31 protein-coding genes are annotated in these 26,519 nt (G+C 63.3%); 16 read left to right on the top strand and 15 right to left on the bottom strand.

The window, feature by feature from the left end:
* The 5 genes from NKI66_RS10550 to NKI66_RS10530 all read right to left on the bottom strand — a co-directional run bounded on the left by NKI66_RS10550 (position 1) and on the right by NKI66_RS10530 (position 5,210).
* On the bottom strand, positions 1–852 hold the full coding sequence (locus tag NKI66_RS10550; RefSeq protein ID WP_023812560.1) for a citryl-CoA lyase: 852 nt from the start codon (positions 850–852) through the stop codon (positions 1–3).
* Positions 849–2,033 (bottom strand): CaiB/BaiF CoA transferase family protein, encoded by a 1,185-nt coding sequence (locus tag NKI66_RS10545; RefSeq protein ID WP_023812559.1) that lies wholly within the window; start codon positions 2,031–2,033, stop codon positions 849–851. The genes NKI66_RS10550 and NKI66_RS10545 overlap by 4 nt, the downstream gene beginning before the upstream one ends.
* Before the next feature lie 15 nt (positions 2,034–2,048).
* On the bottom strand, positions 2,049–3,572 hold the full coding sequence (locus tag NKI66_RS10540) for a tripartite tricarboxylate transporter permease (protein WP_023812558.1): 1,524 nt from the start codon (positions 3,570–3,572) through the stop codon (positions 2,049–2,051).
* Positions 3,573–3,576: 4 nt separating this feature from the next.
* Positions 3,577–4,113 carry a tripartite tricarboxylate transporter TctB family protein gene (locus NKI66_RS10535; RefSeq protein WP_023812557.1) on the bottom strand — a complete coding sequence of 179 codons (537 nt, stop codon included), beginning with the start codon at positions 4,111–4,113 and terminating at the stop codon, positions 3,577–3,579.
* A gap of 122 nt (positions 4,114–4,235) precedes the next feature.
* A complete protein-coding gene (locus tag NKI66_RS10530; RefSeq protein ID WP_352751595.1) occupies positions 4,236–5,210 on the bottom strand; it encodes a Bug family tripartite tricarboxylate transporter substrate binding protein in 975 nt (324 codons plus the stop codon).
* Positions 5,211–5,393: 183 nt separating this feature from the next.
* Here NKI66_RS10530 and NKI66_RS10525 point away from each other — a divergent pair, with 183 nt between their 5' ends.
* A complete protein-coding gene (locus tag NKI66_RS10525) occupies positions 5,394–6,164 on the top strand; it encodes an IclR family transcriptional regulator (protein WP_023812555.1) in 771 nt (256 codons plus the stop codon).
* A 141-nt stretch (positions 6,165–6,305) separates the two neighbouring features.
* Here the strand turns inward: NKI66_RS10525 and NKI66_RS10520 are convergent, their stop codons facing one another.
* The gene (locus NKI66_RS10520) at positions 6,306–6,839 is read right to left on the bottom strand and encodes a GNAT family N-acetyltransferase (protein WP_128303198.1); all 534 of its coding nucleotides are present in this window, start codon (positions 6,837–6,839) and stop codon (positions 6,306–6,308) included.
* 197 nt (positions 6,840–7,036) lie between these two features.
* Here NKI66_RS10520 and NKI66_RS10515 point away from each other — a divergent pair, with 197 nt between their 5' ends.
* From NKI66_RS10515 to NKI66_RS10500, 4 genes are all read left to right on the top strand, one after another.
* Entirely contained in the window at positions 7,037–7,492 is a 456-nt protein-coding gene (locus tag NKI66_RS10515; RefSeq protein ID WP_128303199.1) for a DUF2214 family protein, read from the top strand.
* Between the two features lie 138 nt (positions 7,493–7,630).
* The gene (locus NKI66_RS10510; RefSeq protein WP_023812552.1) at positions 7,631–8,608 is read left to right on the top strand and encodes a tripartite tricarboxylate transporter substrate-binding protein; all 978 of its coding nucleotides are present in this window, start codon (positions 7,631–7,633) and stop codon (positions 8,606–8,608) included.
* Between the two features lie 75 nt (positions 8,609–8,683).
* Positions 8,684–9,157: a tripartite tricarboxylate transporter TctB family protein gene (locus tag NKI66_RS10505; RefSeq protein ID WP_023812551.1), complete on the top strand. Its 474-nt coding sequence runs from the start codon at positions 8,684–8,686 to the stop codon at positions 9,155–9,157.
* 10 nt (positions 9,158–9,167) lie between these two features.
* Positions 9,168–10,676 (top strand): tripartite tricarboxylate transporter permease, encoded by a 1,509-nt coding sequence (locus NKI66_RS10500; RefSeq protein WP_023812550.1) that lies wholly within the window; start codon positions 9,168–9,170, stop codon positions 10,674–10,676.
* A gap of 1 nt (position 10,677) precedes the next feature.
* On the opposite strand, the gene nth is transcribed toward NKI66_RS10500, so the two are convergent.
* The gene (gene nth / locus NKI66_RS10495; protein ID WP_023812549.1) at positions 10,678–11,502 is read right to left on the bottom strand and encodes an endonuclease III; all 825 of its coding nucleotides are present in this window, start codon (positions 11,500–11,502) and stop codon (positions 10,678–10,680) included.
* Between the two features lie 22 nt (positions 11,503–11,524).
* On the opposite strand from nth, the gene NKI66_RS10490 reads away from it, so the two are divergent.
* The 9 genes from NKI66_RS10490 (at position 11,525) to NKI66_RS10450 (ending at position 18,295) form a co-directional block, all read left to right on the top strand.
* A complete protein-coding gene (locus NKI66_RS10490; protein WP_023812548.1) occupies positions 11,525–12,019 on the top strand; it encodes a DUF2244 domain-containing protein in 495 nt (164 codons plus the stop codon).
* Positions 12,020–12,143: 124 nt separating this feature from the next.
* Positions 12,144–13,019, top strand: a complete 876-nt coding sequence (locus NKI66_RS10485) for a methylated-DNA--[protein]-cysteine S-methyltransferase (protein ID WP_352751592.1) — start codon at positions 12,144–12,146, stop codon at positions 13,017–13,019.
* Between the two features lie 220 nt (positions 13,020–13,239).
* Positions 13,240–13,710, top strand: a complete 471-nt coding sequence (locus NKI66_RS10480) for a hypothetical protein (RefSeq protein WP_023812546.1) — start codon at positions 13,240–13,242, stop codon at positions 13,708–13,710.
* 20 nt (positions 13,711–13,730) lie between these two features.
* On the top strand, positions 13,731–14,123 hold the full coding sequence (locus NKI66_RS10475) for a hypothetical protein (RefSeq protein WP_023812545.1): 393 nt from the start codon (positions 13,731–13,733) through the stop codon (positions 14,121–14,123).
* The gene (locus NKI66_RS10470) at positions 14,090–14,602 is read left to right on the top strand and encodes a hypothetical protein (protein ID WP_352751590.1); all 513 of its coding nucleotides are present in this window, start codon (positions 14,090–14,092) and stop codon (positions 14,600–14,602) included. Before NKI66_RS10475 ends, NKI66_RS10470 begins: the two co-directional genes overlap by 34 nt.
* Complete coding sequence (locus tag NKI66_RS10465) at positions 14,577–15,059, top strand: hypothetical protein (protein WP_023812543.1); 483 nt, start codon at positions 14,577–14,579, stop codon at positions 15,057–15,059. The genes NKI66_RS10470 and NKI66_RS10465 overlap by 26 nt, the downstream gene beginning before the upstream one ends.
* Positions 15,060–15,211: 152 nt before the next feature.
* Positions 15,212–16,117 carry a ribokinase gene (locus NKI66_RS10460; protein WP_128303205.1) on the top strand — a complete coding sequence of 302 codons (906 nt, stop codon included), beginning with the start codon at positions 15,212–15,214 and terminating at the stop codon, positions 16,115–16,117.
* 1 nt (position 16,118) lies between these two features.
* On the top strand, positions 16,119–17,567 hold the full coding sequence (locus tag NKI66_RS10455) for an amidase (protein ID WP_352751589.1): 1,449 nt from the start codon (positions 16,119–16,121) through the stop codon (positions 17,565–17,567).
* A 113-nt stretch (positions 17,568–17,680) separates the two neighbouring features.
* Entirely contained in the window at positions 17,681–18,295 is a 615-nt protein-coding gene (locus NKI66_RS10450; protein WP_352554956.1) for a LysE family translocator, read from the top strand.
* A gap of 158 nt (positions 18,296–18,453) precedes the next feature.
* Here NKI66_RS10450 and NKI66_RS10445 read toward each other — a convergent pair whose 3' ends face one another.
* Positions 18,454–19,395 carry a nucleoside hydrolase gene (locus tag NKI66_RS10445; protein WP_352554957.1) on the bottom strand — a complete coding sequence of 314 codons (942 nt, stop codon included), beginning with the start codon at positions 19,393–19,395 and terminating at the stop codon, positions 18,454–18,456.
* Positions 19,396–19,710: 315 nt separating this feature from the next.
* Here NKI66_RS10445 and NKI66_RS10440 point away from each other — a divergent pair, with 315 nt between their 5' ends.
* Positions 19,711–20,136, top strand: a complete 426-nt coding sequence (locus NKI66_RS10440; RefSeq protein WP_023760739.1) for an Hsp20 family protein — start codon at positions 19,711–19,713, stop codon at positions 20,134–20,136.
* Between the two features lie 121 nt (positions 20,137–20,257).
* Complete coding sequence (locus tag NKI66_RS10435; protein ID WP_023760740.1) at positions 20,258–20,512, top strand: BQ00720 family protein; 255 nt, start codon at positions 20,258–20,260, stop codon at positions 20,510–20,512.
* Between the two features lie 67 nt (positions 20,513–20,579).
* Here the strand turns inward: NKI66_RS10435 and ptsN are convergent, their stop codons facing one another.
* The 7 genes from ptsN to NKI66_RS10400 form a co-directional block, all read right to left on the bottom strand.
* Positions 20,580–21,044, bottom strand: coding sequence for a PTS IIA-like nitrogen regulatory protein PtsN (gene ptsN / locus NKI66_RS10430; protein WP_013529589.1), 465 nt, complete (start codon positions 21,042–21,044; stop codon positions 20,580–20,582).
* Between the two features lie 105 nt (positions 21,045–21,149).
* The gene (gene hpf, locus NKI66_RS10425) at positions 21,150–21,734 is read right to left on the bottom strand and encodes a ribosome hibernation-promoting factor, HPF/YfiA family (protein ID WP_013529588.1); all 585 of its coding nucleotides are present in this window, start codon (positions 21,732–21,734) and stop codon (positions 21,150–21,152) included.
* A 263-nt stretch (positions 21,735–21,997) separates the two neighbouring features.
* Positions 21,998–23,524, bottom strand: coding sequence for an RNA polymerase factor sigma-54 (gene rpoN, locus NKI66_RS10420; protein ID WP_352674935.1), 1,527 nt, complete (start codon positions 23,522–23,524; stop codon positions 21,998–22,000).
* A 324-nt stretch (positions 23,525–23,848) separates the two neighbouring features.
* Complete coding sequence (gene lptB, locus NKI66_RS10415; RefSeq protein ID WP_013529586.1) at positions 23,849–24,667, bottom strand: LPS export ABC transporter ATP-binding protein; 819 nt, start codon at positions 24,665–24,667, stop codon at positions 23,849–23,851.
* Positions 24,667–25,248 (bottom strand): LptA/OstA family protein, encoded by a 582-nt coding sequence (locus tag NKI66_RS10410; protein ID WP_023812537.1) that lies wholly within the window; start codon positions 25,246–25,248, stop codon positions 24,667–24,669. The genes lptB and NKI66_RS10410 overlap by 1 nt, the downstream gene beginning before the upstream one ends.
* Positions 25,235–25,948 (bottom strand): LPS export ABC transporter periplasmic protein LptC, encoded by a 714-nt coding sequence (gene lptC, locus NKI66_RS10405; RefSeq protein WP_352440862.1) that lies wholly within the window; start codon positions 25,946–25,948, stop codon positions 25,235–25,237. The genes NKI66_RS10410 and lptC overlap by 14 nt, the downstream gene beginning before the upstream one ends.
* 336 nt (positions 25,949–26,284) lie before the next feature.
* Positions 26,285–26,479: a hypothetical protein gene (locus NKI66_RS10400; protein WP_127296383.1), complete on the bottom strand. Its 195-nt coding sequence runs from the start codon at positions 26,477–26,479 to the stop codon at positions 26,285–26,287.
* Between the last annotated feature and the right edge of the window lie 40 nt (positions 26,480–26,519).

The raw sequence follows: 26,519 nt of genomic DNA, 5'->3' as shown, positions 1-26,519 counted from the left end.
TCACTCGCCGGGGTCATCGCTTTCGGGAAACGGCCGCACCGGCGTGCCGGTATAGGCCCACAGCCACTCGCGCGGCAGCGGCCCCTTGTTTCGCTCGGCCTGCTGCGACTGCTCCCAAGCATGCGCCAGGATGCCGACCGAGCGCGACAGCACGAAAAGCCCTCGCGTCAGCGGCGGCGGAAAACCGAGTTCGCCATAGATGACGGCGGTGGCGCCATCGATGTTGAGCGGTATTTTTTTCCCCTTGCGGCGTTCGACGTCAGCCTCGATCGCAGCGGCGATGTCGGCGAAACGTCCATTGACGGCACCGCGTGCGGCGAATTCGCGGATCAGTTCCAGCAAGCGCGGCGCGCGCGGGTCGACGGGATGGAAGCGATGTCCGAGTCCCGGCACATAGCCCTTCTCCTCGGCGAAGAACCGGTCGAGCCGCGCCGAGACCGCCTCATTCAGCGTCATCCCGGCATCGATCGCCACGGCAATGTCACCATAGAAGGAAAGCGCCTGCTCGCCGGCGCCTCCATGCACGTCGCCGAGAACGTTGATGGCCGAGGCCATGGCGCTGTTGATACCGACGCCGCAGGTTGCAGCCATGCGCGCGATGGCGATCGATGGCGCCTGCGGTCCGTGGTCGACGGCGGCACCGAGCGCAATGCCGAGCAGCGCGGCCTGATCCTCGCTGGGCAGTTCGCCGCGCAGCATCAGCCAGATCATCGCCGGGAAGCTGACGCGGCCGATCAGATCCTGGATCTCGTAGCCGCGCAGCCGGATGACACCAGGCCGCATCTCGATGATGTCGGTCTGCCACCATTCCTCGCCGCGCTCACGGCCTGTCTTCTTCTCCGTGCCGCTCATGCGCTTGCCTTTGTGTTGACGCGCGGTGGCAGGTCGGCGAACACCTCGCCCATATGTTCGCCGAGCGCCGGCGGCGGCTTTGTCGGCAAGGGCGCCTCGCCATCGACCATGAAGCCGCCGCGCAGAACGGTCAGCGGTTTGTCCATACCAGCCACATCGTCGAAATTCGCGGTCACCTGGCGTTCGAGGACTTGCGGCTCGGCCAGCACTTGCGGGATCGTCAGCACCCTGCCGGCAGGCACGCCGGCGCGATTGAGCATCTCTTCCCAGGCCGCAGCCGGCGCGCCCGCCAGGGCGTGCTCGATCTCGACTTTAAGCGCCGCACGGTTGCGCTTGCGCGTCTCGCGCTCGGCAAAGCGGGCATCCAGGGCCAGTTCCGGCCGGCCGATCAGCCGGCACAGCGTCACGAACTGTTCCTGCTTGTTGGCGGCGATATTGATGAGCCCGTCGCCGGTGCGAAACGCACCGGAGGGTGCCGCCGTCATGTTCTCATTGCCCATCGGCTTGGGGTCGATGCCTGCGGTCAGATAGTTGGAAACCGGCCAGCCAAGCGCGGAAAGTGTGCATTCGAGCATCGAGACGTCGAGAAAGGCACCCTCGCCGCTCGTCTTCTGCCGCACCAGCGCCGAGGCGATGGCGAACGCGCCGACCAGTCCGCCAAGCGTGTCGGCCACGGGATAGCCGACCCGCAGCGGCGCCGTTTCCGGTGTGCCGGTGATACTCATGATCCCCGACAGGCCCTGGATTATCTGGTCATAGGCGGGATTGTCGCGCATCGGCCCGGTCTGGCCGAAACCCGATATCGCGCAATAGACGAGGCCTGGACGCACCGTCTTCAGCGCCTCGTAGCCAAGCCCCAGCCGATCCATCACGCCCGGGCGGAAATTCTCCACCAGGGCATCGGCGCTGGCCACCAGATCGAAAAAGCGCTCGCGATCGGCTTGCTTCTTGAGGTCGAGCACCACCGACCGTTTGCCGGCGTTCTGCGCCAGGAACGATGCGCCCATGCCGGCGCTGTTCAGCTTTGGCGAGCCGCCGAGCTGGCGGGCCAGGTCGCCGCCTTGCGGCGCCTCGACCTTGATCACATCGGCGCCAAGCAGCGCCAGCTGATAGGCGCAGTAGGGACCGGCCAGCACATTGGTCAGGTCAAGGACGCGGATACCGGAAAGCAGTTCTGTCATGGCATCATGGATCGATCAGGCATCGCCGGGCACATGCTCCGGTCCGCGCCGACGCCGATGCTCGATGAAGGCCCAGATATGCGGGCCGGCGAGGCCGATGAAGGCGAGCGTCAGCAGCGTCAGCGACAGCTTGTGGGTGTAGAACACCGACCAGTCGCCATTCGAGATGGTCATCGCCCGGCGGAACTGGGTTTCGGCGAGCGGCCCAAGGATCATGCCGATAATGACAGGCGCGGTCGGGAAATCGAACCGCCGCATCAGGAAACCGGCCGCTCCCAGCAGATAGAGGATGACGAGGTCGATGGGCGACTGCGAAATACCATAGGTGCCGACCGTCGCGAACACCAGGATGCCGGCATAAAGCTGCGGCGCCGGGATTTTCAGCAACCGCACCCACAGCCCGATCAACGGCAGGTTGAGGATGACCAGGATGACGTTGGCGATGAACAGGCTGGCGATCAGCCCCCAGACGAGATCGCCCTGGGTCGTGAGTAGCAGCGGTCCGGGATTGATGCCGTAGCTCTGGAAGGCCGACAGCATGATCGCCGCCGTCGCCGACGTTGGCAGGCCGAGCGTCAGCATCGGCACCAGCACGCCGGCTGCAGACGCATTGTTGGCGGCTTCCGGGCCGGCGACGCCTTCGATGGCGCCGACCGTGCCGAACTCCTCCTTGTGCTTCGACAGCTTCTTTTCGATGGCGTAGGACAGGAATGTCGGGATCTCGGCGCCGCCGGCCGGCATGGCGCCGATCGGGAAGCCGATAGCAGCGCCGCGCAGCCACGGCTTCCACGAACGCCCCCATTCGGCCGCCGTCATGTAGAGCGAGCCCTTCAGCGGCACGATCTCGTCCTTGCCTGCATAGCGGCGCGAGGCCATGTAGAGCGTCTCGCCGACGGCAAACAGGCCGACCGCGGCAATGATGACATCGACGCCATCGAGCAGTTCGTTCGTGCCGAAGGTGAAGCGCGGCTGGCCGGTCTGCAGGTCGACGCCGATCATGCCGATGACGAAGCCGGCGAACAGGCTGGTCAGGCCGCGCACCGACGACGAGCCGAGCACCGCCGAAACGGTGATGAAGGCCAGCACCATCAGCGAGAAATATTCGGCCGGACCGAAGGCCAGCGCGAATTTGACCACCACCGGCGCCAGGAAGGCAACGCCCATCGTGCCGATCGTGCCAGCGACGAACGAGCCGATCGCCGACGTGGCGAGCGCCGCACCGCCACGGCCGGAACGCGCCATCCTGTTGCCTTCCAACGCAGTGACGATGGTGGCGCTTTCGCCGGGCGTGTTGAGCAGGATCGACGTCGTCGAACCGCCGTACATGGCGCCGTAGTAGATGCCGGCGAACAGGATGAAGGATGCCTCCGGCGCCACCTGATAGGTGATCGGCAAAAGCAGCGCGATGGTCAGCGCCGGCCCAAGACCGGGCAGCACGCCGATGGCGGTGCCAAGCGTGGTGCCAAGCAGGCACCACAGAAGGTTGACCGGGGTGAAGGCGACCGAGAAGCCATGTGCGAGATGTCCGAGCGTTTCCATGGCGTCAGCCCCTCAACACGGTGATGAACGCATCGATGACCGTGTTCAGCTGGTTCTCGATGAAACCGGCACCGATGTTGACGCCAAGCGCCCTGGCGAAGCCGAAATAGGCGGCCAGCGCCAGGATCAGGCCGAGCACTGCGTCACGCAGTGTGCGCTTGCTGCCGAAGCCGTAGCAGACCAGAACGAACATAATGACCGAGGCGGCGGTAAAGCCGAGCGGCTGGATCAGCACCAGGTTTGCCACCAGCCCGATAACGACGATGCCCATCGCCTTCCAGTCGGTCGGCGTTTCCTTTTCTTCCTCCGGCTGCCAGCCGCCGCGCAGCGCTGCGAGGATGAGCAGCAGCGAAAGCACGATCATGCCGGTCATGGTGATATAGGGAAAGACGGTCGGCCCGACCTTGGAATAGAGCGGCGACACCGGGATCGCCAAGGTCTGCCAGGCTACGGCCCCGGCGCAGGCGAGAAGCCCGACGCCGATCAACAATTCGGGCATGGCAAGGCGCGGCGCCGCCGCCTGAGGGTCGCTGGTGCTCATCGGTGTCCTCCCAAGGTGGCCGGCATCCTCCAGCCGACCGCATCCGCAGTTTCGCCGCATCATATGTCCATGCGGCAGGCGAGATGGGAAGGGGGCGGCACTCTAACCGCCCCCTGAAGACATCAGGCGAGGCCGAGATCCTTGAGGATCGCGGTGATGCGGGCCGTGTCCTCGGTGAGGAATTTTGGGTAGTCGTCGCCAGTCAAAAGGATGGGCGTCCAGTTGCGGTTTTTGCACTCGGTTGCCCATGCATCGCTCTTGGCCATGGTCTCGATCATTGTGACCATCGCCGCCTTGTCGGCGTCGGAAATGCCCGGCGGTGCGAAGACGCCGCGCCAGTTGAACAGCTCGACATCGATGCCGGCCTCCTTCAGCGTCGGCGCATCGATGCCGTCCTGGCGCTTGTCTGCCGAGATGGCGAGCAGCCGCAGCGCGCCCGCCTTGACCTGCTCGGAGAACTCGCCAAAGCCGGAGATGCCGGCCGCGACCTGGTTGCCGAGCAGCGCCGACAATGCCTCACCGCCGCCGGCGAACGGCACGTAGGACAGGTTTGTCGCCGGCACGCCGACCGTCTTGGCAATCAAGCCGAACAGGATGTGATCCGAACCGCCGGCGGAGCCGCCGGCGACGGGAACTTTTGTCGGATCGGCCTTGAGCGCGGCGACGAAATCAGCGGCCGTCTTGAACGGCGACTCCGCCGGCACGACCAAGGCCTCGAACTCGCCGGTGAGGCGGGCGATCGGGGTGACTTGCGTCAGATTGTTCGCGGCCTTGTTGGCAATGATGGCGCCAACCATGACCATGCCGGCAACCATCAGGGAATTGCCTTTGCCGTTCCACTGGCTGATGAATTGCGGCAGCCCGACAGTGCCGCCGGCGCCGCCGACATTGGTGATCTGCGAACCCGAGATGAGCTTTTCACTGCGCAGCACCTGGTCGATCGTGCGCGCCGTCTGGTCCCAGCCACCACCGGGTGCGGCAGGCACGAAGAGCTGTATCTGGGGCGCGCCTTCGGCGAAAGCGGGAGAAAGATGCGACGTCATCAGCCCGGCACCCACGGCTGCGGTGCTCATCAAAAATCTGCGTCTGTTCAGCATGGGGATTCCTCCAAATCACGACACCTCCTCCGGTGCCCGCCAAAACGCGCCTGCATCCAGACCCGTCATCGATTTCAAGCAGATGTTACGGAGTTCTGTCAACGGAAACGATATTCTACTGGACAGAACGATTTGGCGGCGCGACAGAGTCGCGTGCTCGGCTTTCTTCAAACTGGAACCGCCATGGACTCGCCAAGCAAATCGGCAAATGGGGAAATAGATCGCACCTCGGCGGACGGTGTTGCCGCGCTTGATCGGGCCATTGCCATCCTCGATGCCTTCACCACGGATGACCGGTCGCTCAGCCTGGCCGAAATCGCGGCGCGCACCGGCCTCTACAAGAGCACCATCCTGCGGCTTGCGAATTCCCTTTTGCGCGGACGATTGCTCGAGCGCCTCGACAACGGGCGCTACCGCGTCGGACCCGCGACCTTTCGGCTCGGTGCGCTCTACCAGCGTTCGGTCGTGGCGGTCGATATCCTGCTGCCGATCATGCGCGATCTTTCCGAGCGAAGCTGGGAGAGCGTTGCCTTCTATGTTCGCTCGGGCGATGTCCGCACCTGTCTCTACCGCGTCGAATCCAAGCACCCGATCCGCTACACGATACGCGAAGGCGACGTATTGCCTTTGCTGCTGGGCTCGGGCGGCCGCGTGCTCGCAGCGTTTTCGGGCCAGCAGGGCGAACCCTACGAGACCATCCGCAAGACCTGCAACTGCCTCGCCGTGGGCGACCGGGACCCCGAGACGGGGGGCGTGTCGGCGCCGGTGTTCGGCCCAGGAGGCGTCCTGCTCGGCGCCTTGACCCTAGCTGGGCCCAGCACGCGCGTCGACGCGGCATTTCTGCAGCGCATGAAGCGTCCGCTGCTCGAGGCGGCGGCCCGCGCCACCCGCGCCTTCGGCGAGGACGCCTCCATGCTGGAGCGGGCAAGCCTGGCAGCGGACGCCATGCCGTAGAATGCGTCCCGGTTGGAAGGCTCGCTCCGATCAATTTGACCAGAACCACACGGCGGTTCTTGGCGGGGCCCGCCTCGTCATCATTGCTGGCGACAGGCGCCATCATGCCGGCGCCGGCAGCGGGCAGCCTCGCCGCTCAGGTCACCGCGCCAGCAGGATTGTCGGAGTGTCATGATAGGTGGTCTTCACCACTTCCCGGTAACCGCACTTGGCAGCCACCCTCAGCGAAGCGCCGTTTTCCGGATCGATGATGCAGACGGTCTTCTCGCGCCCGAAAATCGCTTCGCCCCACGCCAGGACGCGGGCAACCACCTCGGTGGCGAAGCCCGCCCCGTGCACGGCCGGAACCAGCGCCCACCCGGCCTCGGGAATGCCTTCGATCGATGGTTCCATGTCGCGCTTCAGATCGTGAAACCCGGCCTCGCCGATGAAGCGCCCGGTCGCCTTCTCCTCGATCGCCCAGAAGCCATAGCCGAGCAGCGACCACAGGCCGGCGTGACGCAGGAAGCGCATCCAGCTCTCTTCGCGCGTGCGCGGCTTGCCCCCGATGAAACGGGTGACCACTGGATCGGTCCACATCGCGGCATAGGCGTCGAAATCGTCCAGCCGGTGTGCCCGCAGGATGGTTCGCTTCGTTTCGATGACAGGAGCGCTGGTCGCTTGTGGATTGTTCATGGGATCTGCCTCGCACGGATCGCCAGCGATTAGCAAATCGCCGATGCGGCGCAAGGGGCCAGGGCAACACGGCCCATCATCCAGGCGCCGCTATGGGAATTTTGCGAGACGGTGTTATTTTTCACCGCAGGCCGATTTCAACACCTGCCAGCGCGACTTTCAAGCGCGCATTGGCGCCGTCAAACCCGGGGAAGAGCATGGACACCACCGATCTTGCGCTTGCGATCTTCCATCATCTGCTGGTGTTTTCGCTGGCGGGAATCATCGGCGCCGAATTCGTCCTGATCCGCGGCGATCTGGGTGCTGCGACGCTCAAGAGGCTCGCCGGCATCGACCGCCATTACGGCGTCATCGCCGCGCTGATCATCGTCGTCGGCATCGGCCGCGTCTTCTATGGCCTCAAGGGCTGGGAATTCTACGTCTACAACTGGGTGTTCTGGGCCAAGATAGCGGCGTTCATCGTGGTCGGCCTGCTGTCGATCATCCCGACCGTCCGCTTCATATCCTGGAACAGGCAGGCGAGCGGCAATGCCTCGTTCCAGGTGCCGGCGACCGAACTTGCGTCCGTGAAGACCTATATCCGCGCCGAAGCTTTCATCTTCCTGCTCATCCCGGTCTTCGCGGCGGCGATGGCGCGCGGCTACGGCTACTAGGATAGGGCTGATCAGCAGTTTGCCGTTTGCCTCCGGTTGCAATCTGCTAGCTTGCGCTAGTTGTTGCTTCATCCGCAGGCGGTGCTGAGAGGGACCCCGCGCAGCGGTTGGAGATTGATACACTGGGAGGAGATCACGATGAGAAGATTTGTCGCCACTCTGGCTGCTGCCGCGGCCGTCACGCTTTATGGGTTCACTGCCGGCGCGCAGACCTATCCCGAACGCACCATCACCGTTGTGGTGCCGTTTGCGGCCGGCGGCCCGACCGACACGGTCACGCGCCTCGTCGCCGAAGCGATGTCGAAGGATCTCGGCCAGCAGGTCATCGTCGAAAATGTCGGCGGTGCCGGCGGCACGCTGGGTGCCGGCCGCGTCGCCAACGCCGAGCCTGACGGCTATACGCTGCTGCTCCATCATATCGGCATGGCGACAAGTGCGACACTGTACAGAAAGCTCGCCTACGACACGCTGAACGCCTTCGAATATGTCGGCCTCGTCACCGAGGTGCCGATGACCATCGTCGGCCGCAAGGACCTGGAGCCGACCGACCTCAAGGGGTTGGTGGAGTACGCCAAGGCCAACAAGGATTCCATAACCGTCGCCAATGCAGGCATCGGTGCGGCCTCGCATCTATGCGGCATGCTGTTCATGAGCGCCATCAAGACGCCGCTGGTCACCGTACCCTACAAGGGCACCGGCCCGGCCATGACCGATCTCCTCGGCGGCCAGGTCGACATCATGTGCGACCAGACGACCAACACCACCAAGCAGATTCAGGGCGGCACCATCAAGGCCTATGCCGTCACCTCGCCGGAGCGCCTCGATGTGCTGAAAGACGTGCCCACGACGGTGGAAGGCGGCCTTCCCGAAGTGCAGGTCGGCATCTGGCACGGTCTCTATGCACCCAAGGGCACGCCGGCCGGGATCACCGAACGCCTGTCGAAATCGCTGCAGGTCGCGCTGAAGGACCAGAACGTCGTCGCCCGCTTCGCCGAACTCGGCACCAAGCCGTCGCCCGAGGCCGATGCGACGCCCGCCGCACTGAAGGCCAAGCTGGAAAGCGAGATCGCGCGCTGGAAGCCGATCATCGAAGCCGCCGGCCAGTACGCCGACTGAGGTTTGAATAGGGGCGCCACCAGCGCCCCTATTCGCTTGGCATCCGCTACCCACTGCGGGCTTGGGAGAACCATCATGAAACCTTTCGCGATCGACAGGGCCAACGGCCTGTGCGCCGCCCTGTTCATCGGTTTCGGCGCATGGTTCGCGCTGCAATCGCTCGGCCTCGAAATCGGCACCGCGTTGCGCATGGGTCCAGGCTATTTTCCGCTGGTCCTGGCGATCGTGCTGATCCTGCTTGGCGCCGTCATTCTCGTCCAGGCCGTACGCGTCGAGGGCGAAGCGATCGGGCATATCGCGTGGCGCGGCATGCTGCTCATCCTGCCTGCTCCGATCTTCTTCGGCCTGACGGTGCGCGGCCTCGGCTTCATCCCGTCGATCTTCCTGACGGCGTTGATCGCGTCGTTTGCCAGCCGCCGCATGAAGCCGTTGACCGCGCTCGTGCTGTCGGCCGGCCTGACATTGTTTGCGTACCTCGTCTTCAGCTACGCGCTCGGCCTGCCGTTCCGCCGCTTCGGCCCGTGGCTGGCCCCATGGTTGGTGTCGTGAGGCGATGAGCATGGATCTGCTCGACAACCTCGCGCTCGGTTTTTCGACGGCGACGTCGCTGACCAACCTCGGTTTCTGCCTGATCGGCGTCCTTCTCGGCACGCTGATCGGCGTCCTGCCCGGCATCGGCGCCACCGCGACCATCGCCATGCTTTTGCCGATCACCTTCCAGATCGGCGACCCGGTTTCCTCCCTCATCATGCTCGCCGGCATCTATTACGGTGCCCAATATGGCGGCTCGACCACCGCCATTCTCATCAACATGCCGGGCGAATCCTCGTCCGCCGTCACCGCGATCGACGGCTACCAGATGGCCAGGAACGGCCGCGCCGGAGCGGCCCTCGCGATCGCGGCCATCGGCTCGTTCTTTGCCGGCACGGTGTCGACGTTCCTCGTCGCCATCTTTGCCCCGCCGCTGACGGCGATCGCGCTGAAATTCGGCGCGGCCGAGTATTTTTCGCTGATGATCGTCGGCTTGGTTTCGTCCGTCGCGCTCGCCCACGGCTCTATCGTCAAGGCGCTGGCCATGGTCGTGCTCGGCCTGCTGCTCGGCATTGTCGGCACCGACATCTACACCGGCACGCCGCGCTTCACGCTTGGAATCCGGGAATATGCCGACGGATTGAATTTCGTTGCGGTGGCGGTCGGCGTCTTTGGCGTCGCCGAGATCCTGCGCAACCTCGAAAACGAGGATGAGCGTTCCGTGATGATCCGCAAGGTCACCGGCCTTATGCCGACCCGCGAGGACTTTCGGCGCATGGCAGCGCCCATCGTGCGCGGAACAATCATCGGTTCGGCGCTCGGCATCCTGCCGGGAGGCGGCGCGATCCTGGCAGCTTTTGCGTCCTACACGGTCGAAAAACGCGTCTCGAAAAACCCGCAGGAGTTCGGCAAGGGCGCCATCGAAGGCGTCGCCGGACCGGAATCGGCCAACAATGCCGGTGCGCAGACCTCCTTCATCCCGATGCTGACGCTCGGCATTCCAGCCAACCCGGTCATGGCGCTGATGATCGGCGCCATGATCATCCAGGGCATCGTGCCCGGCCCCAATGTCGCGACCGAACAGCCGGCGCTGTTCTGGGGCATCATCGCCTCGATGTGGATCGGCAATCTGATGCTGATCATCCTCAACCTGCCGCTGATCGGGCTTTGGGTGAAGCTGCTGACGATCCCCTACTACGTGCTTTTCCCGATCATCATGGCGTTCTGCTCGATCGGCGTCTACAGCGTCAACAGCAACGTCTACGACCTCTACGCCGTCGCCTTCTTCGGCTTCCTCGGCTACCTCCTGACCAAGCTGCGCTGCGAACCGGCACCGCTGCTGCTCGGCTTCGTGCTCGGCCCGCTGCTCGAGGAAAACCTGCGCCGCGCCATGATCCTCTCGCGCGGCGACCCAAGCACCTTCGTGACGAGACCGATCAGCGCCGGCCTGCTGCTCATCGCGCTCGCCGTGCTCGTCATCGTCTTCCTGCCGGCGGTCAAGAAAAAGCGCGAAGAGGTGTTTGTGGAGGAGAGTTGAACTACGTCGTCGTTCCGCTTCGGTCCTGGATCTCTTCGACAGGATCGAGCGGTGCGATCGGCACCAGCGGTGCTGGCACATCGGTCGTCTTGACCTCGGCCTTGCAGATGTCGGCGATGACGCAGGCCGGGCAATCCGGCTTGCGCGCCTTGCAGACGTAGCGGCCATGCAGGATCAGCCAGTGATGTGCATGGCGCATATATTCGTCCGGAATGATCTTCAACAATCCCTGCTCGACCTGTTCCGGTGTCTTGCCGGGCGCCAGCCCGAGCCGGTTGCCTATGCGGAGAATGTGCGTGTCGACCGCCATCGTGTGCTGGCCGAAGGCCATGTTGAGCACGACATTGGCGGTCTTGCGCCCGACCCCGGGCAGCTTGACCAATTCATCGCGACTGTCGGGTACCTCGCCGCCATGGTCGCGGATCAGCGCCTGCGACAGCGCAATCACATTCTTCGCCTTGTTGCGCCACAGCCCGATGGTGCGGATATATTCGCCGACCCTTGCCTCCCCCAGCGCCAGCATCTTGTGCGGCGTATCGGCGGCCTTGAACAGCGCCCGCGTCGCCTTGTTGACGCCGGCATCCGTCGCTTGCGCCGACAGCACCACCGCGACCAGCAGCGTGAAGGCGTTGACATGTTCGAGCTCGCCCTTCGGCTCGGGCCGCTGGACGGAAAAGCGCCGGAATATCTCGTTCACTTCGGCCGGGCTGTAGCGTGACGCGCTTCGCACCGGCCGCGGACGCGGCTTGGCGTTCGACCCATCGCTTCGTGCGGGCAACAGCTCTTTTTTGGACAGGGAAGAATCTTTGGACTTGGGGCTTGCCATTTCCCTCCTATAATATCCCCTCATGAGCGACACAAACGCCTCGTTTCAGGCCGACGAGCCATTCTTTCAGGCGCTACTCACCCCGCACCGGTCTCTGGGCCGGACAGGATTCTTCGTCCTGATCGGTGCGCTGCTGTTCGGCTGGCTTGTGACAGGCGCGTTTTTCCTGTCGCGCGGCGCCTGGCCGGTGTTCGGCTTCTTCGGCCTCGACGTGGCCGCCGTCTACATCGCCTTTCGCATCAACTATCGTGCCGCTCGTGCCCGCGAAGAAGTCTCGGTCTCGCGCACCAGCCTCGACATCCGCAAGACAGCCCCCTCGGGGAAATCGGAAGCGCATCGCTTCAATCCGTTCTGGGCGCGGTTTTCGGTGGCCCGTCACGCCGAGATCGGCATCACAGGGATGACGGTGGAAGGCCAAGGGCAGAACGTGCCGATCGGATCCTTCCTGGACCCCGATTCCCGCGAGAGTTTTGCCACCGCCTTTTCGCGGGCGCTGGCGACCGCCAAGGCACGCTGAGCCAGCCACGAGCGACTCCAGGGCTCGAATCCTGTGTCCATCTGGGTATGCGCCGCAAGAAAGCAAGTTTCGGGTGGCGATCGACGCCCCGAGGGGCGATATTCCGGCTCAAGGAGACAGTTCCATGAGCACACACACCGCGGTCCTCAAAAAGGACATCACGCCTGAAGGCAGCGACTACGAAATCGTGCGCCGTGCCATCGAGAAGATCAGCCTCGACTACCGCGATCAGCCATCCCTCGAAGAACTGGCCGAGGAGGTCGGCGAAACGCCGACCGGATTGCAAAAGCTCTTCACCCGCTGGGCCGGCCTGTCGCCCAAGGCGTTCCTGCAGGCGGTAACACTGGACCATGCGCGCAAGCTGCTCGATTCCGGCATGCCGTTGCTCGAAACATCCTTCGAACTGGGCATGTCCGGCCCCGGTCGGCTGCACGACCTGTTCGTCACGCATGAGGCGATGTCGCCGGGCGACTACAAGACACGCGGCGCCGGGCTCATCATCCGCTACGGCTTCCATTCCTCGCCGTTCGGCACCGCCCTGATCATGGCCACCGAGCGCGGACTCGCCGGCCTCGCCTTCAGCGACCCCGGCGAGGAACGCGCCGCCTTCGCCGACATGTCCAGCCGCTGGCCGAACGCCATTTATGTCGAGGACATGATTGCTACCGGCCCCTATGCCGCCCGTATCTTCGACCCGGCGCTGTGGCGCCCCGACCAGCCGCTGCATGTCGTCATGATCGGCACCGACTTCCAGGTTCGCGTCTGGGAGGCGCTGCTCAAGATCCCGATGGGCAAGGCCCGCACCTATTCCTCGATTGCGGCCAGCATCGGCGCACCGTCCGCCAGCCGTGCGGTCGGTGCGGCCAACGGCGCCAATCCGCTCTCTTTCGTGGTGCCTTGTCACCGCGCCATCGGTAAATCAGGCGACCTCACCGGCTATCACTGGGGCCTGACCCGCAAGCGCGCCATTCTGGGCTGGGAAGCCGGACAGGTATCGTAATATCGATTTTTTTCGATATTAGGAAGAAAACCATGGGTATGTCGGCGTTATTAAGTATAAGCGCGATTTCCACTGTGGTTTTCGCCTTTGCAACCGAGGACAACCTCTGGTTCCTGTAATTGTTATTTCGAGCCTTTATTTTAGGTAACTCTAAATTAACCACGATAAAGTGATGATACCCCATGTTAATCCGGACGATCCGGCTTGATAGGAGGTCCCGATGACGTTGTTTCGCGCCGTCTGCGGCGCAGCTCTGCTGGTTGCCAGCATCGACGAGGCCGCGCTGGCCACGACGCAGAATGTCATATTCAATGGTACGATCGCGCCCACCTGCACACTTGTCGTTGCCACCAACGGCACGATGACGGCCAGCCCCGATCTCCAGTCCCTCAGTTCGCACAACAGCGGCGGCTCGGCTGGAACCGTGACGCTGACGACGACCGGAGGTGTGTCGCTGAGTGTCGACCCGGTCACCACCATGACGGTGCCATCGGCAGACAGCACGTCGACGACCTGGACGCCCACCTACTCAGCCGCCGGCGCGCATGCCATCGGTGAGACCGGCTCGGCAAGCAGCATCACCACCCCCGGCGCCGACCTCGTTTCGGTCCACCTCGCCGGCACCAAGGGCGGCAGCAATCGCTTCGCCAACGGCAATTATCAGGCAACGGTAACGCTGCGCTGCGAATGACGCGAGCGAAGGAGGGGGTCGTGAAACATGCTCGAATCCTGGCGACGGCACTGGCCGTCGGATTGGCGCCCATTGCCGCCAAGGCCCAGTCGATGTCGCCGATGCGTGGCGAGATCAACAGCTTCACCGACGTCTTCGCGGTTCGCGTCTTCCCCGCCAATCCCTACGACCGGAAGATCCGGGTCGAAATCCATGTCTACGATCAGGATTTTCAGCCGGTAGATGCCAGAATCTCTCCAGATATATTCCAGCTGGCTTCCCAGGCCTCCCGTTCTGTCCTTGTGGTTGTGCCTTTTGACGGCGCTGCCGAGCGTAAAGTGCGTATCTGTACCGAAAGCATCCCCTTTCCCAATCAACAGACGCAGATAAGGGCACAGATATGCGGAAAGTTTTTTGGGCGCCGCAAGTCCTGACACTGGCGCTCGCGGCTGCTTGGGCGGGTGCGTCGCCGGCCGGGGCCGAGGACGTCTACAACCTTAACCAGAATGAGAGCGGCTTCAACCTGCCCGGCGTCACCTTGCCCCAGGGCCAGGACGAGGTCCATGCCGCGGACGGTACCACTTGCCGTTCCGCCGTCTCCGGTTCCGGCGCTTATGTCGATCTCGGCGTTATCAGAGGCAACAGCCAGTCGGACAACAGCGTTGCCACCTATGGTCGGGTGGTGATCCCGATCGGGCGCACGCCGAAGCGCGTCGATTGCAGCCGTCTCTATGAGCTTGAGGTCGAGCGCCTGCAGTTGGAACTGAAGCTCCTCAAAATGGGCCTCGGCGCCGACAGCCAGACGGCGAGCGTGGCTGCCAGCACTTCCACGGCCGCGTCACCGGGGTGGGCCAACGAAGGCTGGAGCATCAGGACCGGAAGTGGTGATGGCAAGAAAAAGAAGAAGCAGTAGTCGCGCGCTGCTTGCGATGGCAGCACTTGCCGGTTCCTGCCTTCCGGTGCAGGCGGCGATCATCGGCACCTGCACCATCATGGTCGGGGCGTCCGGAACGATGAAGGCCAATCCCGCCATCAGCATACTGGGCTCCAAACAGGCAGGCGGATCGAGCGCCAGCGCCACCGTGGTGGCAAGCTCCCTGTTGTGCTCGATACTTAATTTGCTTGACTGCTATTCGGTTTCGGCGCCGGCGCCTGCCGCATTCTCGTCCGCGCCGAGCGGCGGCGGCACCAACGTGACCTTCGCTTCGGTCTTCCGCCTCGATGGCTCGGGGGCAGATGTCAACGGAAGTGTGCCGCAGAGGGTTGCCAACGGCACCCACACGATGCAGGTCGACCTCACCGCCACCAGGTCGAGCGGTATCTTTCCCGCCGGCAACTATCAGGGCACGGTCACCCTGCGCTGCGAATAAGGCCACGACACCCCAAATCGGGCTGGACCATGCGCGTGGTCTGGCAAGCCGCGGCCTTACAGGTTAGCTTCCGCGCAATCGGAACGACCTGGGTTCGCTTGGACGCACAAGGATGCTCCGACATTTGAATTTGCGTTGCCAGGAGGCCTTGCTTGATTATCGTCATCGGTTCGATCAACCTCGACCTTATTGCCAAGGTCGACCGCTTGCCTAGCCCCGGCGAGACGGTAGGCGGCTCGGCCTTCACCACCGCGCCCGGGGGCAAGGGCGCCAACCAGGCGCTGGCCGCCGCACGCGCCGGCGCCTCGGTGCGCATGGTCGGCGCCGTCGGCAGGGACAGCTTCGCCGCCGAGGCACTGGCATTGCTGCGCGACGGCAAGGTCGACCTGTCCGGCGTTGCCGAGACTCACGCCTCGACCGGCACGGCACTGATCATGGTCGCCGACGACGGCGAGAACATCATCGCCGTGGTGCCGGGCGCCAACGCTTCCGTGGTGCCCGGCGATCTCTCCAAGGCCTTTCTGAAAAAAGGCGACGTCGTGCTGCTGCAAAATGAGATTCCGCTGGCCACCGTCGATGCCGCCCTCGACCAGGCAAGGGCGGCCGGCGCCATCACCGTGCTCAACACGGCGCCGTTCCAGGGGCAAGCAGCCGGCTTTCTCGGCAAGGCCGACTATGTCGTCGCCAACGAAACCGAGTTCGACCTCTATGGCGAAGCGCTGTCGCTGCAAGGCCGCGACCGGGCGGCCCGCATGCGCGACTTTGCCGGAAAGACCGGCCGCACCGTCGTCGTCACACTCGGCGGCGACGGCGTGATGGCGGCGACACCGACCGAGTACCTGGCCGTTCCTGCGCGCAAGATAACGCCTGTCGACACGGTCGGCGCCGGCGATACGTTCTGCGGCTATTTCGCCGCCAGCCTGTCGTCGGGCCTCACGCTCGAACAGGCGCTGGCGCGCGCCGGCGCAGCCGGCTCGCTGGCCTGCCTGAAGCCTGGCGCCCAACCGGCGATCCCGCTCGCCAAAGACGTCGATCAGGCGCTGCAGGAAACCCGTTAAAATGCTGCGTCCTCAAACGAAGCATGCCGTGCCGCCGGCAAGCGACATCTGCCGCCTTTCCGCGGTCGAACTCGCCGGCGCGATCCGGGAGAGAGAGCTTTCCGTGCGTGAGGTGGTGGCGGCATTCCTCGATCGCATCGAGGCGGTCAATCCGCTGGTCAACGCCATCGTCTCCTTGCGCGATCGCGGCGACATCCTGCGCGAAGCCGATGCGGCCGATGCCAGTCCGGCGCGAGCCGAAGCCGGCCCGCTCTTCGGCCTGCCGATGGCCATGAAGGACCTCGCCTCGACCACGGGCCTCAGGACCTCGTTCGGCTCGCCGATCTTCGCCGATTTCGTGCCGCAGGAAGACGACTTCTTCGTCGAGCGCATCCGCAATGCCGGCGCCATCATCATCGGCAAGACCAACGTCCCCGAATTCGGGCTTGGTTCCAACACCTATAATGCCGTGTTCGGGCCGACGCTGAACGCCTTCGATCCGGCCCTGACCGCCGGCGGCTCGAGCGGCGGCGCGGCGGTGGCCCTGGCGCTCGACATGGTGCCCGTCGCCGATGGCAGCGACTTCGGCGGCTCGCTGCGCAACCCGGCCGCCTGGAACAATGTTTTTGGCTTCCGCCCGTCGCAAGGACTTGTTCCCGGCGGACCCGATTTCGAAGTCTTCCATGCGCAGATGGGCGTCGACGGGCCGATGGGCCGCAACGTCCGTGACATGGCGCTGCTGCTCGATGTGCAGGCCGGTTACCACCCGCACGCGCCATTGTCCTACGAGAAACCCGGCTCGTTCCTCGAAGGGCTTGGAATACCGGCAACTGGTGGCCGCATCGCCTGGCTCGGTGACCTCCACGGTCATCTGCCGGTTGAAACAGGCATTCTCGGCCTGTGCGAGGCAGCACTTGGCCGCTTTGCGAAGGCATCGTTCCTGACCGAGCCCCTGCTGCCGGATTTCGATTTCGAAGCGCTGTGGCAGGCCTTCGTGACGCTGCGCCAGGCCAGCAGCGGCTGCGCGCTCAAAACCCACTATGACGATCCCGCGAAGCGCCGGCTGCTCAAGCCGGAAGCCATCTGGGAAGTGGAGAACGCCATGCGGCTGACGGCGCCGCAGATCCGCGCCGCCTCCGTGACCCGTACATCCTGGCATCGCAAGCTGCTGTCGCTCTTCGACCGCTATGACCTGATTGCGCTGCCGACGGCGCAGGTCTTCCCCTTCGACATAGGCACGCATTGGCCCCGTGAGGTCGCCGGACGCGCAATGGACAGCTACCACCGCTGGATGCAGGTTTCCGCCTTCGCGACCCTAGGCGGCTGCCCGGCGGTCAACGTGCCGGTCGGCTTCGACGACCGGGGCCGGCCGATGGGCATGCAGCTGATCGGGCGGCCGCGCGGCGACCTCGCCGTACTCAAGGCGGCGGCGGCCTATGAGGCTACACTGCCCTGGCAGGCCGGCGCCTGAACCGGGCGGACTGGCGTGTCGCAGGGCGCTAGGTAGCGGCTTGCACCGGCTGCGCTGCTATGCATTGATTACCCTCAACCGCGCCGCCTCGGCGGTATTCCTGGGGAAAAATCATGTCGTTCGAACTCTACGCTGCCTATGTCCTCGCTTGCATCGTTATCATCCTGGTGCCCGGTCCGACGGTCACGCTGATCATCGCCAACAGCATTCGCCATGGCTCGCGCGCCGGCCTCGCCAATGTCGCCGGCACGCAGGCCGGGCTTGCCGTGATGATCGCCATCGTCGGCATCGGCCTCAACACGCTGATCGCAGGCATGGGCCACTGGTTCGAGTGGGTCAGGCTGATCGGCGCCGCCTATCTGATCTGGATGGGTGTGCAGATGTTCCGTTCCAAAGGCACGCTGAATGCCGATGGAACAGCGAGAAAGCCACGCGGCGGCTTCTTCCTGCAGGGCTTGCTGGTGGCGCTCAGCAATCCCAAGACGCTGATTTTTTTCGGCGCCTTCTTTCCGCAGTTCATTTCGCCGCAAGGCAACTACTCGCTGCAGATCGCCATCATGGGCCTGACCGCCATGATCTTCGCCGCCTTCTCGGATTCGACCTATGCGCTGGCCGCCGGCCGCGCCGGGCGCCTGTTGTCGGCCGGCCGCATAAAACTTTTGTCGAGGATCAGCGGCAGCTTCATGGTCGGCGGCGGCCTGTGGTTGGCGTTTTCAAAGGCGAAGTAAGGTGCGCCTCTTCCCTCGCCCCGTTTACGGGGAGAGCGTGGTCGCGAAGCGATCGGGTGAGGGGCAACGCCGGGTCTGCAGACAAAATATTAACGTTTGTGCCGCCCCTCATCCCCCTGCCGGGACCTTCTCCCCTTAAACGGGGAGAAGGGAAGCTTTTAAAGCCGCCCCAGCCTCTCCACCAGCAACGCGAAAAACCCATCATGGTCGATGTCGCGCATCACCATGGCGTTCTTCGGCCGCTTGGTGACGCCCCACCAGTCGATCACGGTCATCCCCATGGTCAGTTCCGAGGCGGTTTCCACGCTGACGTTGCAGTTGCGGCCCTTGAACAGGTCCGGCTTCAACAGATAGGCGATGACGCAAGGGTCGTGCAGCGGGCCGCCGTCGGTGCCGTATTTCTCCTCGTCGAAGCGCTCGAAGAACTCCAGCATCTCGGCGGTGGCGGTGCCGACCTTGGTGCCGAGCGCGCGGAAGGTTTGCGTGCGCTTGGCAGTGGTCAGCGCCTTATGGGTGACATCGAGCGGCATCATCACGATCGGGATGCCGGATTTGAGCACGACATCGGCGGCCTGCGGATCGACATAGATGTTAAATTCGGCGGTCGGGGTGACGTTGCCGCCTTCGAAGAAGCCGCCGCCCATCAGCACGATTTCCTTGATGCGTGGTGCGATGCGCGGCTCGCGGATCAGCGCCAGCGCAATGTTGGTGAGCGGGCCGAGCGCGCAAAGCGTGATCGTGCCGCTTTCTTCGCTCATCAGCGTCTGGACGATGAAATCGACCGCGTACTGGTCCTGCAGCTTCATCGTCGGTTCGGGCAGTTGCGGTCCGTTGAGACCGGTCTTGCCATGCACTTCCTCGGCGGTGACCAATTCGCGCATCAGGGGCCGGATGGCGCCGGCATAGACCTTGATGTCCGGACGGCCAGCCAACTCGCAGATCTTGCGGGCATTCTTTTCGGTAAGCTTCAGCGGCACGTTTCCGGCAACGGCTGATATGCCGACGATCTCCAGTTCGGAGCTGCCGAGCGCCAGCAATATGGCGACGGCATCATCCTGACCGGGATCCGTGTCGATGATGATCTTGCGTGACTGGGGCATTTCAATTCCTTGTTTGGCGAGGTCGTGGGCTTGAACCGATCCGATCGAAGCATCCAAATGACGCCGAAGCGGCCGCGAGCTGCCACGCCGAACCGCTCGACCGGGGAAGACAATCCCCGACCTGCGCGCTTCTCCTTGCATCTGCTCGCCGTTTCAAGCGCCATGTCGGTCATTCCTGTGAGTCCACGCCTGGTCTTTTTGGGCGGGTCTGTTGACGGCTTGAACTTGGTCGCGGGGCGGACCATATCAAGGCCATCGGGAAAAATGCCATCTGGGTTTTTCCACTTTATGTCGCTCTTGAGAGGACAGTGTAACATGAGCCGAATGACGCCCTTTTCCAGCCCGCTTCTCCTTGGTTTCGACGCCATGGAAAAGACCCTGGAACGCTTGGCGAAATCCGGCGACAGCTACCCTCCCTACAACATCGAACGCCTCAGCGGCGCCGACGGCAAGACCGAAAGGTTGCGCATTACATTGGCGGTCGCCGGTTTCGCCGAAAGCGATCTCGATGTCACCACGGAGGAAAACCAGCTGGTCGTGCGCGGCCGTCAGACCGACGACACCGAGCGCGAATTTCTTCATCGCGGCATCGCCGCGCGCCAGTTCCAGCGCTGTTTCGTGCTGGCCGACGGCATGCGGGTGATCGCGGCGGAGTTGAAGAACGGTCTTTTGTCGATCGACCTCGATCGGCCGGAGTCCGAACGGCTGGTACGGAAAATAAACATATCGGTGAAAGACTGATCGTTACCACTGCATCGGCCGGAAAATCGGCACCGATTTTTCGAAAGCACGATGCAGCAAATTGAATGGCTCTCATGCGGGATGGCCTTGAGCGGCGTCCTCGCGCCAAGGAGGCTTTGAAATGACCAGAACTGAAAACATCACCATGACCAATGGCGAATTCGCTCATCTCGGCGAAGGCTCGGTCGCTTATCTCAGAAAGGTCTCGAGCGACGAATTGCTCGGCCGTTTCCCCAATCTCGGCGAAATCGCCCCCGGCATGGAACTGTGGGCGCTGTTTGCCGCCAATGGTCAGCCGATCCTGCTTTCCGATGCGCGTGACCGCGCTCTGGCCGGCGCCATGGAAAACGACCTGACCACCGTCGCCATTCACTGACAGCGATTCCGGCTGAAACGGAAAAGGGCCGCCCATGGCGGCCCTGTGGCGATATCATTCTCGAAATTCAGGCCGCGTGCGAAGCCTGGGTGTCCGACAAAAGCGCGTGGATAGCGGCGGCGTCGCGCGTACCCCTGATCTTGGCCACCGTGTCGGCATCGCGCAGCACCCGCGCGATGCGCGACAGTGCCTTGAGGTGGTCGGCGCCCGCCCCTTCCGGCGCCAATAGCAGAAACACGAGATCGACGGGCTGATCATCCAGCGATTCGAAATCGACAGGCGTCTCCAGCCGGGCGAAAACACCTGCGATGCGCTTCACGCCGGCCAGCTTGCCGTGCGGAATGGCGATGCCGTTGCCGACGCCGGTCGAACCCAGCCGCTCACGCTGCAGGATGGTGTCGAACACCTCCCGCTCCGGAATGCCGGAAATCGCCGCTGCCCGTTCGGACAGCAATTGCAGCAGCTGCTTCTTGGAGTTCGCCTTCAACGCCGGCAGTATCGCCGGAACGTTGATAAGATCGCTCAGATCCATGCTTGAAAATCCCTTGTTCGCCTGCCGTCACCAGTCCCCACCCCTCGTGCGGCCGGCTCTTATCCCAGTGCGACCGTGGTCGTCACGTCCGTGCGACCTTTGTCGTCACGCTTGCGCGACCTTGGTCGTCGACGGGTCGATCCAGCCGATATTTCCATCGGGTCGGCGATAGACGATGTTGAGATGGTCGGTTCCCGCATTGCGGAAGACAAAGACCGGGCTGTCCTTGGTGTCGAGCTCGATGACCGCCGACGCCACCGACATGGTCTTCAGCGTCATGGTTGATTCGGCGACGATGGCCGGCGCGAAATTCTCCGGAATGTCCTCGTCGTCATCGGCAAGCGGCGCCATCACCGTGTAGGCTATGTCGGTCGGCTGGCCGTTGGCGGCGCCCGAATTGTGCGATTTCAGCCGGCGCTTGTAGCGCCTCAGGCGGGTTTCCAGACGATCCGCCGCGGCCTCGAAGGCCAATGTCGGATCCTGGGCATCGCCGGTGGCCTGCAGCGAAGCGCCGGAATCCAGCCGGATCATGCAGTCCGCCGAATAGCGCGAGCCCGATTTGATGACCGTGACATGTCCGGCAAAGCCGCGATCGAAATATTTGCCGATCGCTTCGCCGACGCGATCATTGATGCGTGTCCGAAACGCATCGCCGATGTCCATGTGTTTTCCCGATATGCGCAGATTCATCTGAAAACTGACCTTCCTGCTCAGGCTTCAAACTGGCCCGAGTTTATACTCGTGATCCGTGCGCACAAGCTTTGCGGCGTCACTTGCGCCGATTTTAAATCCAAACTTTCCGGTTGATCACAAGCCGCCCTTTGACCGTCCCGAGGCCAACGTCGTGACGGACCATCCGCATGCGGGCATCTAGCCCGTCTCATGCGGGCGGGCTTCTAGCCACTTCACCGCGGCTTGTCAATGAAGTGCCGGCCTGTGGAAAATCGACCCGCTCAGCGCCCGGCGCTGGCCATCGCCCGTTTCTCGCGTCGGCGCTGCACCGAAGAGGGGATATTCATGCCTTCCCGGTACTTGGCGACCGTACGCCTTGCAATGTCGACGCCACTTTCACGCAACATGTCGACGATTGCGTCGTCGGAAAGCACGTCGACGGGTTTTTCCTCGTCGATCAACTGCTTGATGCGGTCACGCACGGCTTCCGAGGAATGCGCATCGCCGCCGCCCGAGGCGGCGATCGAGGCGGTGAAGAAATACCGGAGCTCGAACACGCCGCGCGGCGTCAGCATGTATTTGTTGGCTGTGACCCGGCTGACCGTCGATTCGTGCATGCCGATGGCGTCGGCCACCGTGCGCAGATTGAGCGGCTTCAGCTGCCGCACGCCATGGACGAGGAAGGCATCCTGCTGGCGAACGATTTCCGAGGCGACCTTGAGGATGGTCTTTGCCCGCTGGTCGAGGCTGCGCGTCAGCCAGTTTGCATTCTGCAGGCATTCGGCCAGAAAATCCTTTTCCGCCTGGTTCTTGGCCTGCGGTGAGACCTGGGCGAAATAGATATGGTCGACCAAAACCCGCGGCAGCGTTTCGGCATTGAGCTCGACCGTCCAGCTGCCGTCATTGGCCGCGCGCACCTCGACATCGGCGACGATCGCGTCGCTGGCGCCGCCCGAAAACGCCATGCCCGGCCGGGGATCGAGCGCCCGGATCTCCGCCAGCATGTCGAGCAGATCCTCCTCGTCGACACCGCAGATCCGTTTCAATGCGTGAAAATCACGCCGTGCCAGGAGTTCGAGATTGGCGACCAGCGCCTTCATCGCCGGATCGAGCCGGTTGCGCACCGCAAGTTGCAGCGACAGGCATTCGGCTAGGTCGCGGGCAAACAGGCCGGCCGGCTCGAAGGTCTGACACACCGCCAGCACCTTCGCGACGGCGGCGGCATCCGCACCGAGACGAACGGCGATCTCGGCCAGGTCGGCACGCAGATAGCCGCTCTCGTCAAGGCCGTCGGCGAGTTCGGCGGCGATCAGCCGTGCAGCCGGATCGGCGAAGGCTAGCGCCACCTGTTCACCGACATGGTCGCGCAGCGTGATCGTCGCGGCCGCCATATCGCCCGCATCAAACCACTCGGATGAGGAACCCGCGCCATTGCCCGAAGCCGACTTCCATTGTGCCGTCAGGTCGGGACCGAGCCGCTCGCTGGTGCCCGGGTCGTCGGGAAACAGGTTTTCCAGCGACGTGTCGAGCTTGTCCGAGATCGCCTCGGCGCTCCACTGCGTCTCGTTTTCGAACCAGTCGCCTTCGGCGGTGGCTTGCGGCTCCGCCTCGATCTTTTGCGCCTGGTCGCTGGCGGCATCGTCCTGCGGCTCGGCGCGTTCCAGCAGCGGATTGCGCTCGATTTCCTCGTCGATGAAATGCTCAAGCTCGACATGGGTGAACTGCAGCAGCCGAATCGACTGCATCAGCTGCGGCGTCATCACCAGCGACTGCGATTGTCGTAGCTGTAGTTTGGCCGCCAACGCCATGGTTCGGTTTCAAACGCCTCGTCTACGCATCCCGACTTCCGGGCAAGAATTTTGCAGCCGGCCATAAAAACTGGCCCGGCTTTTGCTTGTCAAGGCAATTGGTAGCAAAACGCGCTTACCGGAGCGTTATCCCGGAGCAAAATCGAGAAAAAAGCGCCGCGCGAACCGCAAAAATCGTGTCAGGAAACAAATTTCACGCTCAGAGCAATTCCAGGAAAAGTGTGAAACGGTTTTCCCGGAAAAGCGCATAGCGCTTTCCCTTGGGAATTGCGTCAAGACGAAAAGACGGAGCGGATTGGCGTTTTCCGTGAAACGACGAACCGTTCAGAGCGTAAAACCCTCGCCGAGGTAAAGTCGCCGCACATCCGGGTTTGCCACCACTTCGTCGGCCCTGCCATGGGTCAGCACCTGGCCGGCATGGATGATGTAGGCGCGGTCGATCAGGCCGAGCGTTTCGCGCACATTATGATCTGTGATGAGGACGCCGATGCCGCGCGCTGTCAGGTGGCGCACCAGTTGCTGGATATCGGCGACAGCGATCGGATCGATGCCGGCGAAAGGCTCGTCGAGCAGCATGTAGGCCGGACGCGTCGCCAGCGCTCGCGCGATTTCCAGGCGTCGCCGCTCGCCGCCCGAAAGCGACATGGATGGCGCCTTGCGCAGATGGCTGATGTGGAATTCCTCGAGCAGTTCGTCGAGATTGCGCTCGCGCACCTTGCGGTCCTTTTCGACCACTTCCAGCACCGCGCGGATATTCTGCTCGACATTGAGCCCACGGAAAATCGACGCTTCCTGCGGCAGATAGCCGATGCCGAGGCGTGCGCGACGGTACATCGGCATCGACGTGACGTCGAAGCCGTCGATCTCGATCGTGCCTTCATCCACCGGCACGAGGCCGGTAACCATGTAGAAACAGGTCGTCTTGCCGGCGCCGTTGGGGCCGAGCAGTCCAACGGCCTCGCCGGCGCGCACGCCGATGGTGACGCCGCTGACGACCTTGCGGCCCTTGTAGCTCTTGGTCAGCCCCTTGGCGATCAGGGTTCCCTTGAACTTTCCCGCATCGACGGTCACCGTGGCCGGCGCCGAAAGCTTGCCGGCGGCCCGTCCCGGAAGACGCGCCGTCAACGACGACAGGCTGGCCATCAGGGGTTCGTCGCTCCCGATTTCGGCGGCGGCGTGATCGACATCTGGACGCGTTGCCCAGCACATGGATCCACCTGAGCCAGTCCGCTTTTCATCTGCACCGTAAGCTTGCAGCCCACCAGAACATTGTCGTTTTGCGACAGAACGACCTTTTTGCCCGAAAGCACCAGCACCTGGCTCTTCATATCGAAGCTGCCTTGATCGCCGGTCGCGACCTGCGCATCCGACTTGATGTAAACCTTGTCGGAGATCTCCAGGTGATCGATGTTGGCCGAGCCCGTCATCGCCGCACCCGCGGCCTCCGTGCCCTTGGCAGCGGCGTTGGGGTCCTTGACGTAGTAGACCGTCATCTTGCCGGCCTTCATCAATGTCGGCCCCTGGACGACGCTGACATTGCCCGTGAAGATGGCGACACTGTCGGCCTGGCGGACTTCCAGCTTGTCGCTCTCGATCTGGATCGGCTTGTCGCCGGACAGTTTGAGGCCTGATTGACTGGTCGTCTGCGCCCATGACGGCACGAGTCCGAGCAGCAGCAACGCTGAAGTTGCAGCCGCGAGCCGCGTCGAACTACTGAGCCGCATTGGTTTCTCCGCTGTTTCCCTGTGCCGCCTTCAAGGCGGCGGAATCGATGTTGACGCGCACTTTGTTCTCGAAAACCAGAACCTTGCCATTGTCCTGGACCGACATCGTATCCGCCGTGATCCGCGACCCGCCACGGCTGACATCGACGGGATCTCCCGTCTTCATAGTGCCTTTGCCCATGTCGAGGAAGACCGATTTGAACTTGGCCTGCATGCCGTCGGTCGTGGTGATCGTCACGTCGCTGGTCAGGTTCATCGTATTGCCGTCGCGATCGTAGGTGCCGTGCGAGGCCTTGACCGCCGCCACATTGTCGGGCGCGATCGGCACCTTGGCGTCGATGCCTTCCAACTCGATGATACCTTGCGTGCTGACATCCTGAATGGCACGCAGCGCCGTCATCGAATAAGGCTGCTTCTGCTTGGTGAAACCGTTGAGCTTGGGATTGGCCATCACCAGCTTGCCGTTGGAAAAGGCAGTGCCTTCCGCCTGAACCTTCACGGCGACGGGTGCGGCGAGATAGGAATAGACCGGGAAAGCGACCGCTATCAGTGCCGCGGCCACTGGCACGGCAAATTTGAGAACGCGCACGCGGCGCGAATGACGCTGTGCACGGTCGAAAGCATCGCCGCGCGTCCGACCGCCCGCCGGGGGAGCCAACACCGCCTCGGCGTTGGTTGGTTCAATAGGTCGCGCTAACATTCACTGCTTTCTTCTAACCCTGCCCGCCCTTGAGCACCGCCTATAGGTGGGACGCCGGCGCTTTCAAGCAAGCACAAGCCCACGAAAACTGCAAAAGTGTGACAACCGCCTTTGTACAGACGAAAACGAAGTCCGCACAACTGCGTGTTCTCCATAGCAGAAACAGACACGCGGCGTAAAATTTATCAGCGCCTGTCTCGCCGCCCGACCTCGCGGTGATTGCCCAAAAACGTGAGGGGAGATGTCGGATGCCCCGCCTAGCCAGCCTGGTCGATCGTGTATGCGGCGTTGCCGATCACGTCGGCGGGACGCTTTTGGCTTTAGATCCGGTCGGCGTCAGGCCGCCTTCCTCTGTATGAGACCAACAAGAACGGTGCGCATTCCCGAATACGATGGGCTGCCAATTTTCACTTCCCAATCAGTGTTGCGTTTCCGAGGGTGCTTCACATTACGCAACGCTTGGCGGAATGTGTTCGGGTCGACGCCTACAGTTCGAGCCATATCTTCGGCGGTTGTGTGTTTGGCGATCATGAAATCTCCTATGCCTTTTGCCGGTATATAGGGCGTTTGC

This window comes from Mesorhizobium sp. M0518 (genome assembly GCF_040321125.1).
Classification (GTDB): Bacteria; Pseudomonadota; Alphaproteobacteria; order Rhizobiales; family Rhizobiaceae; genus Mesorhizobium.
The sequence above is the reverse complement of the archived record's forward strand: the minus strand, read 5'-3'. Positions and strand labels throughout refer to the sequence as shown.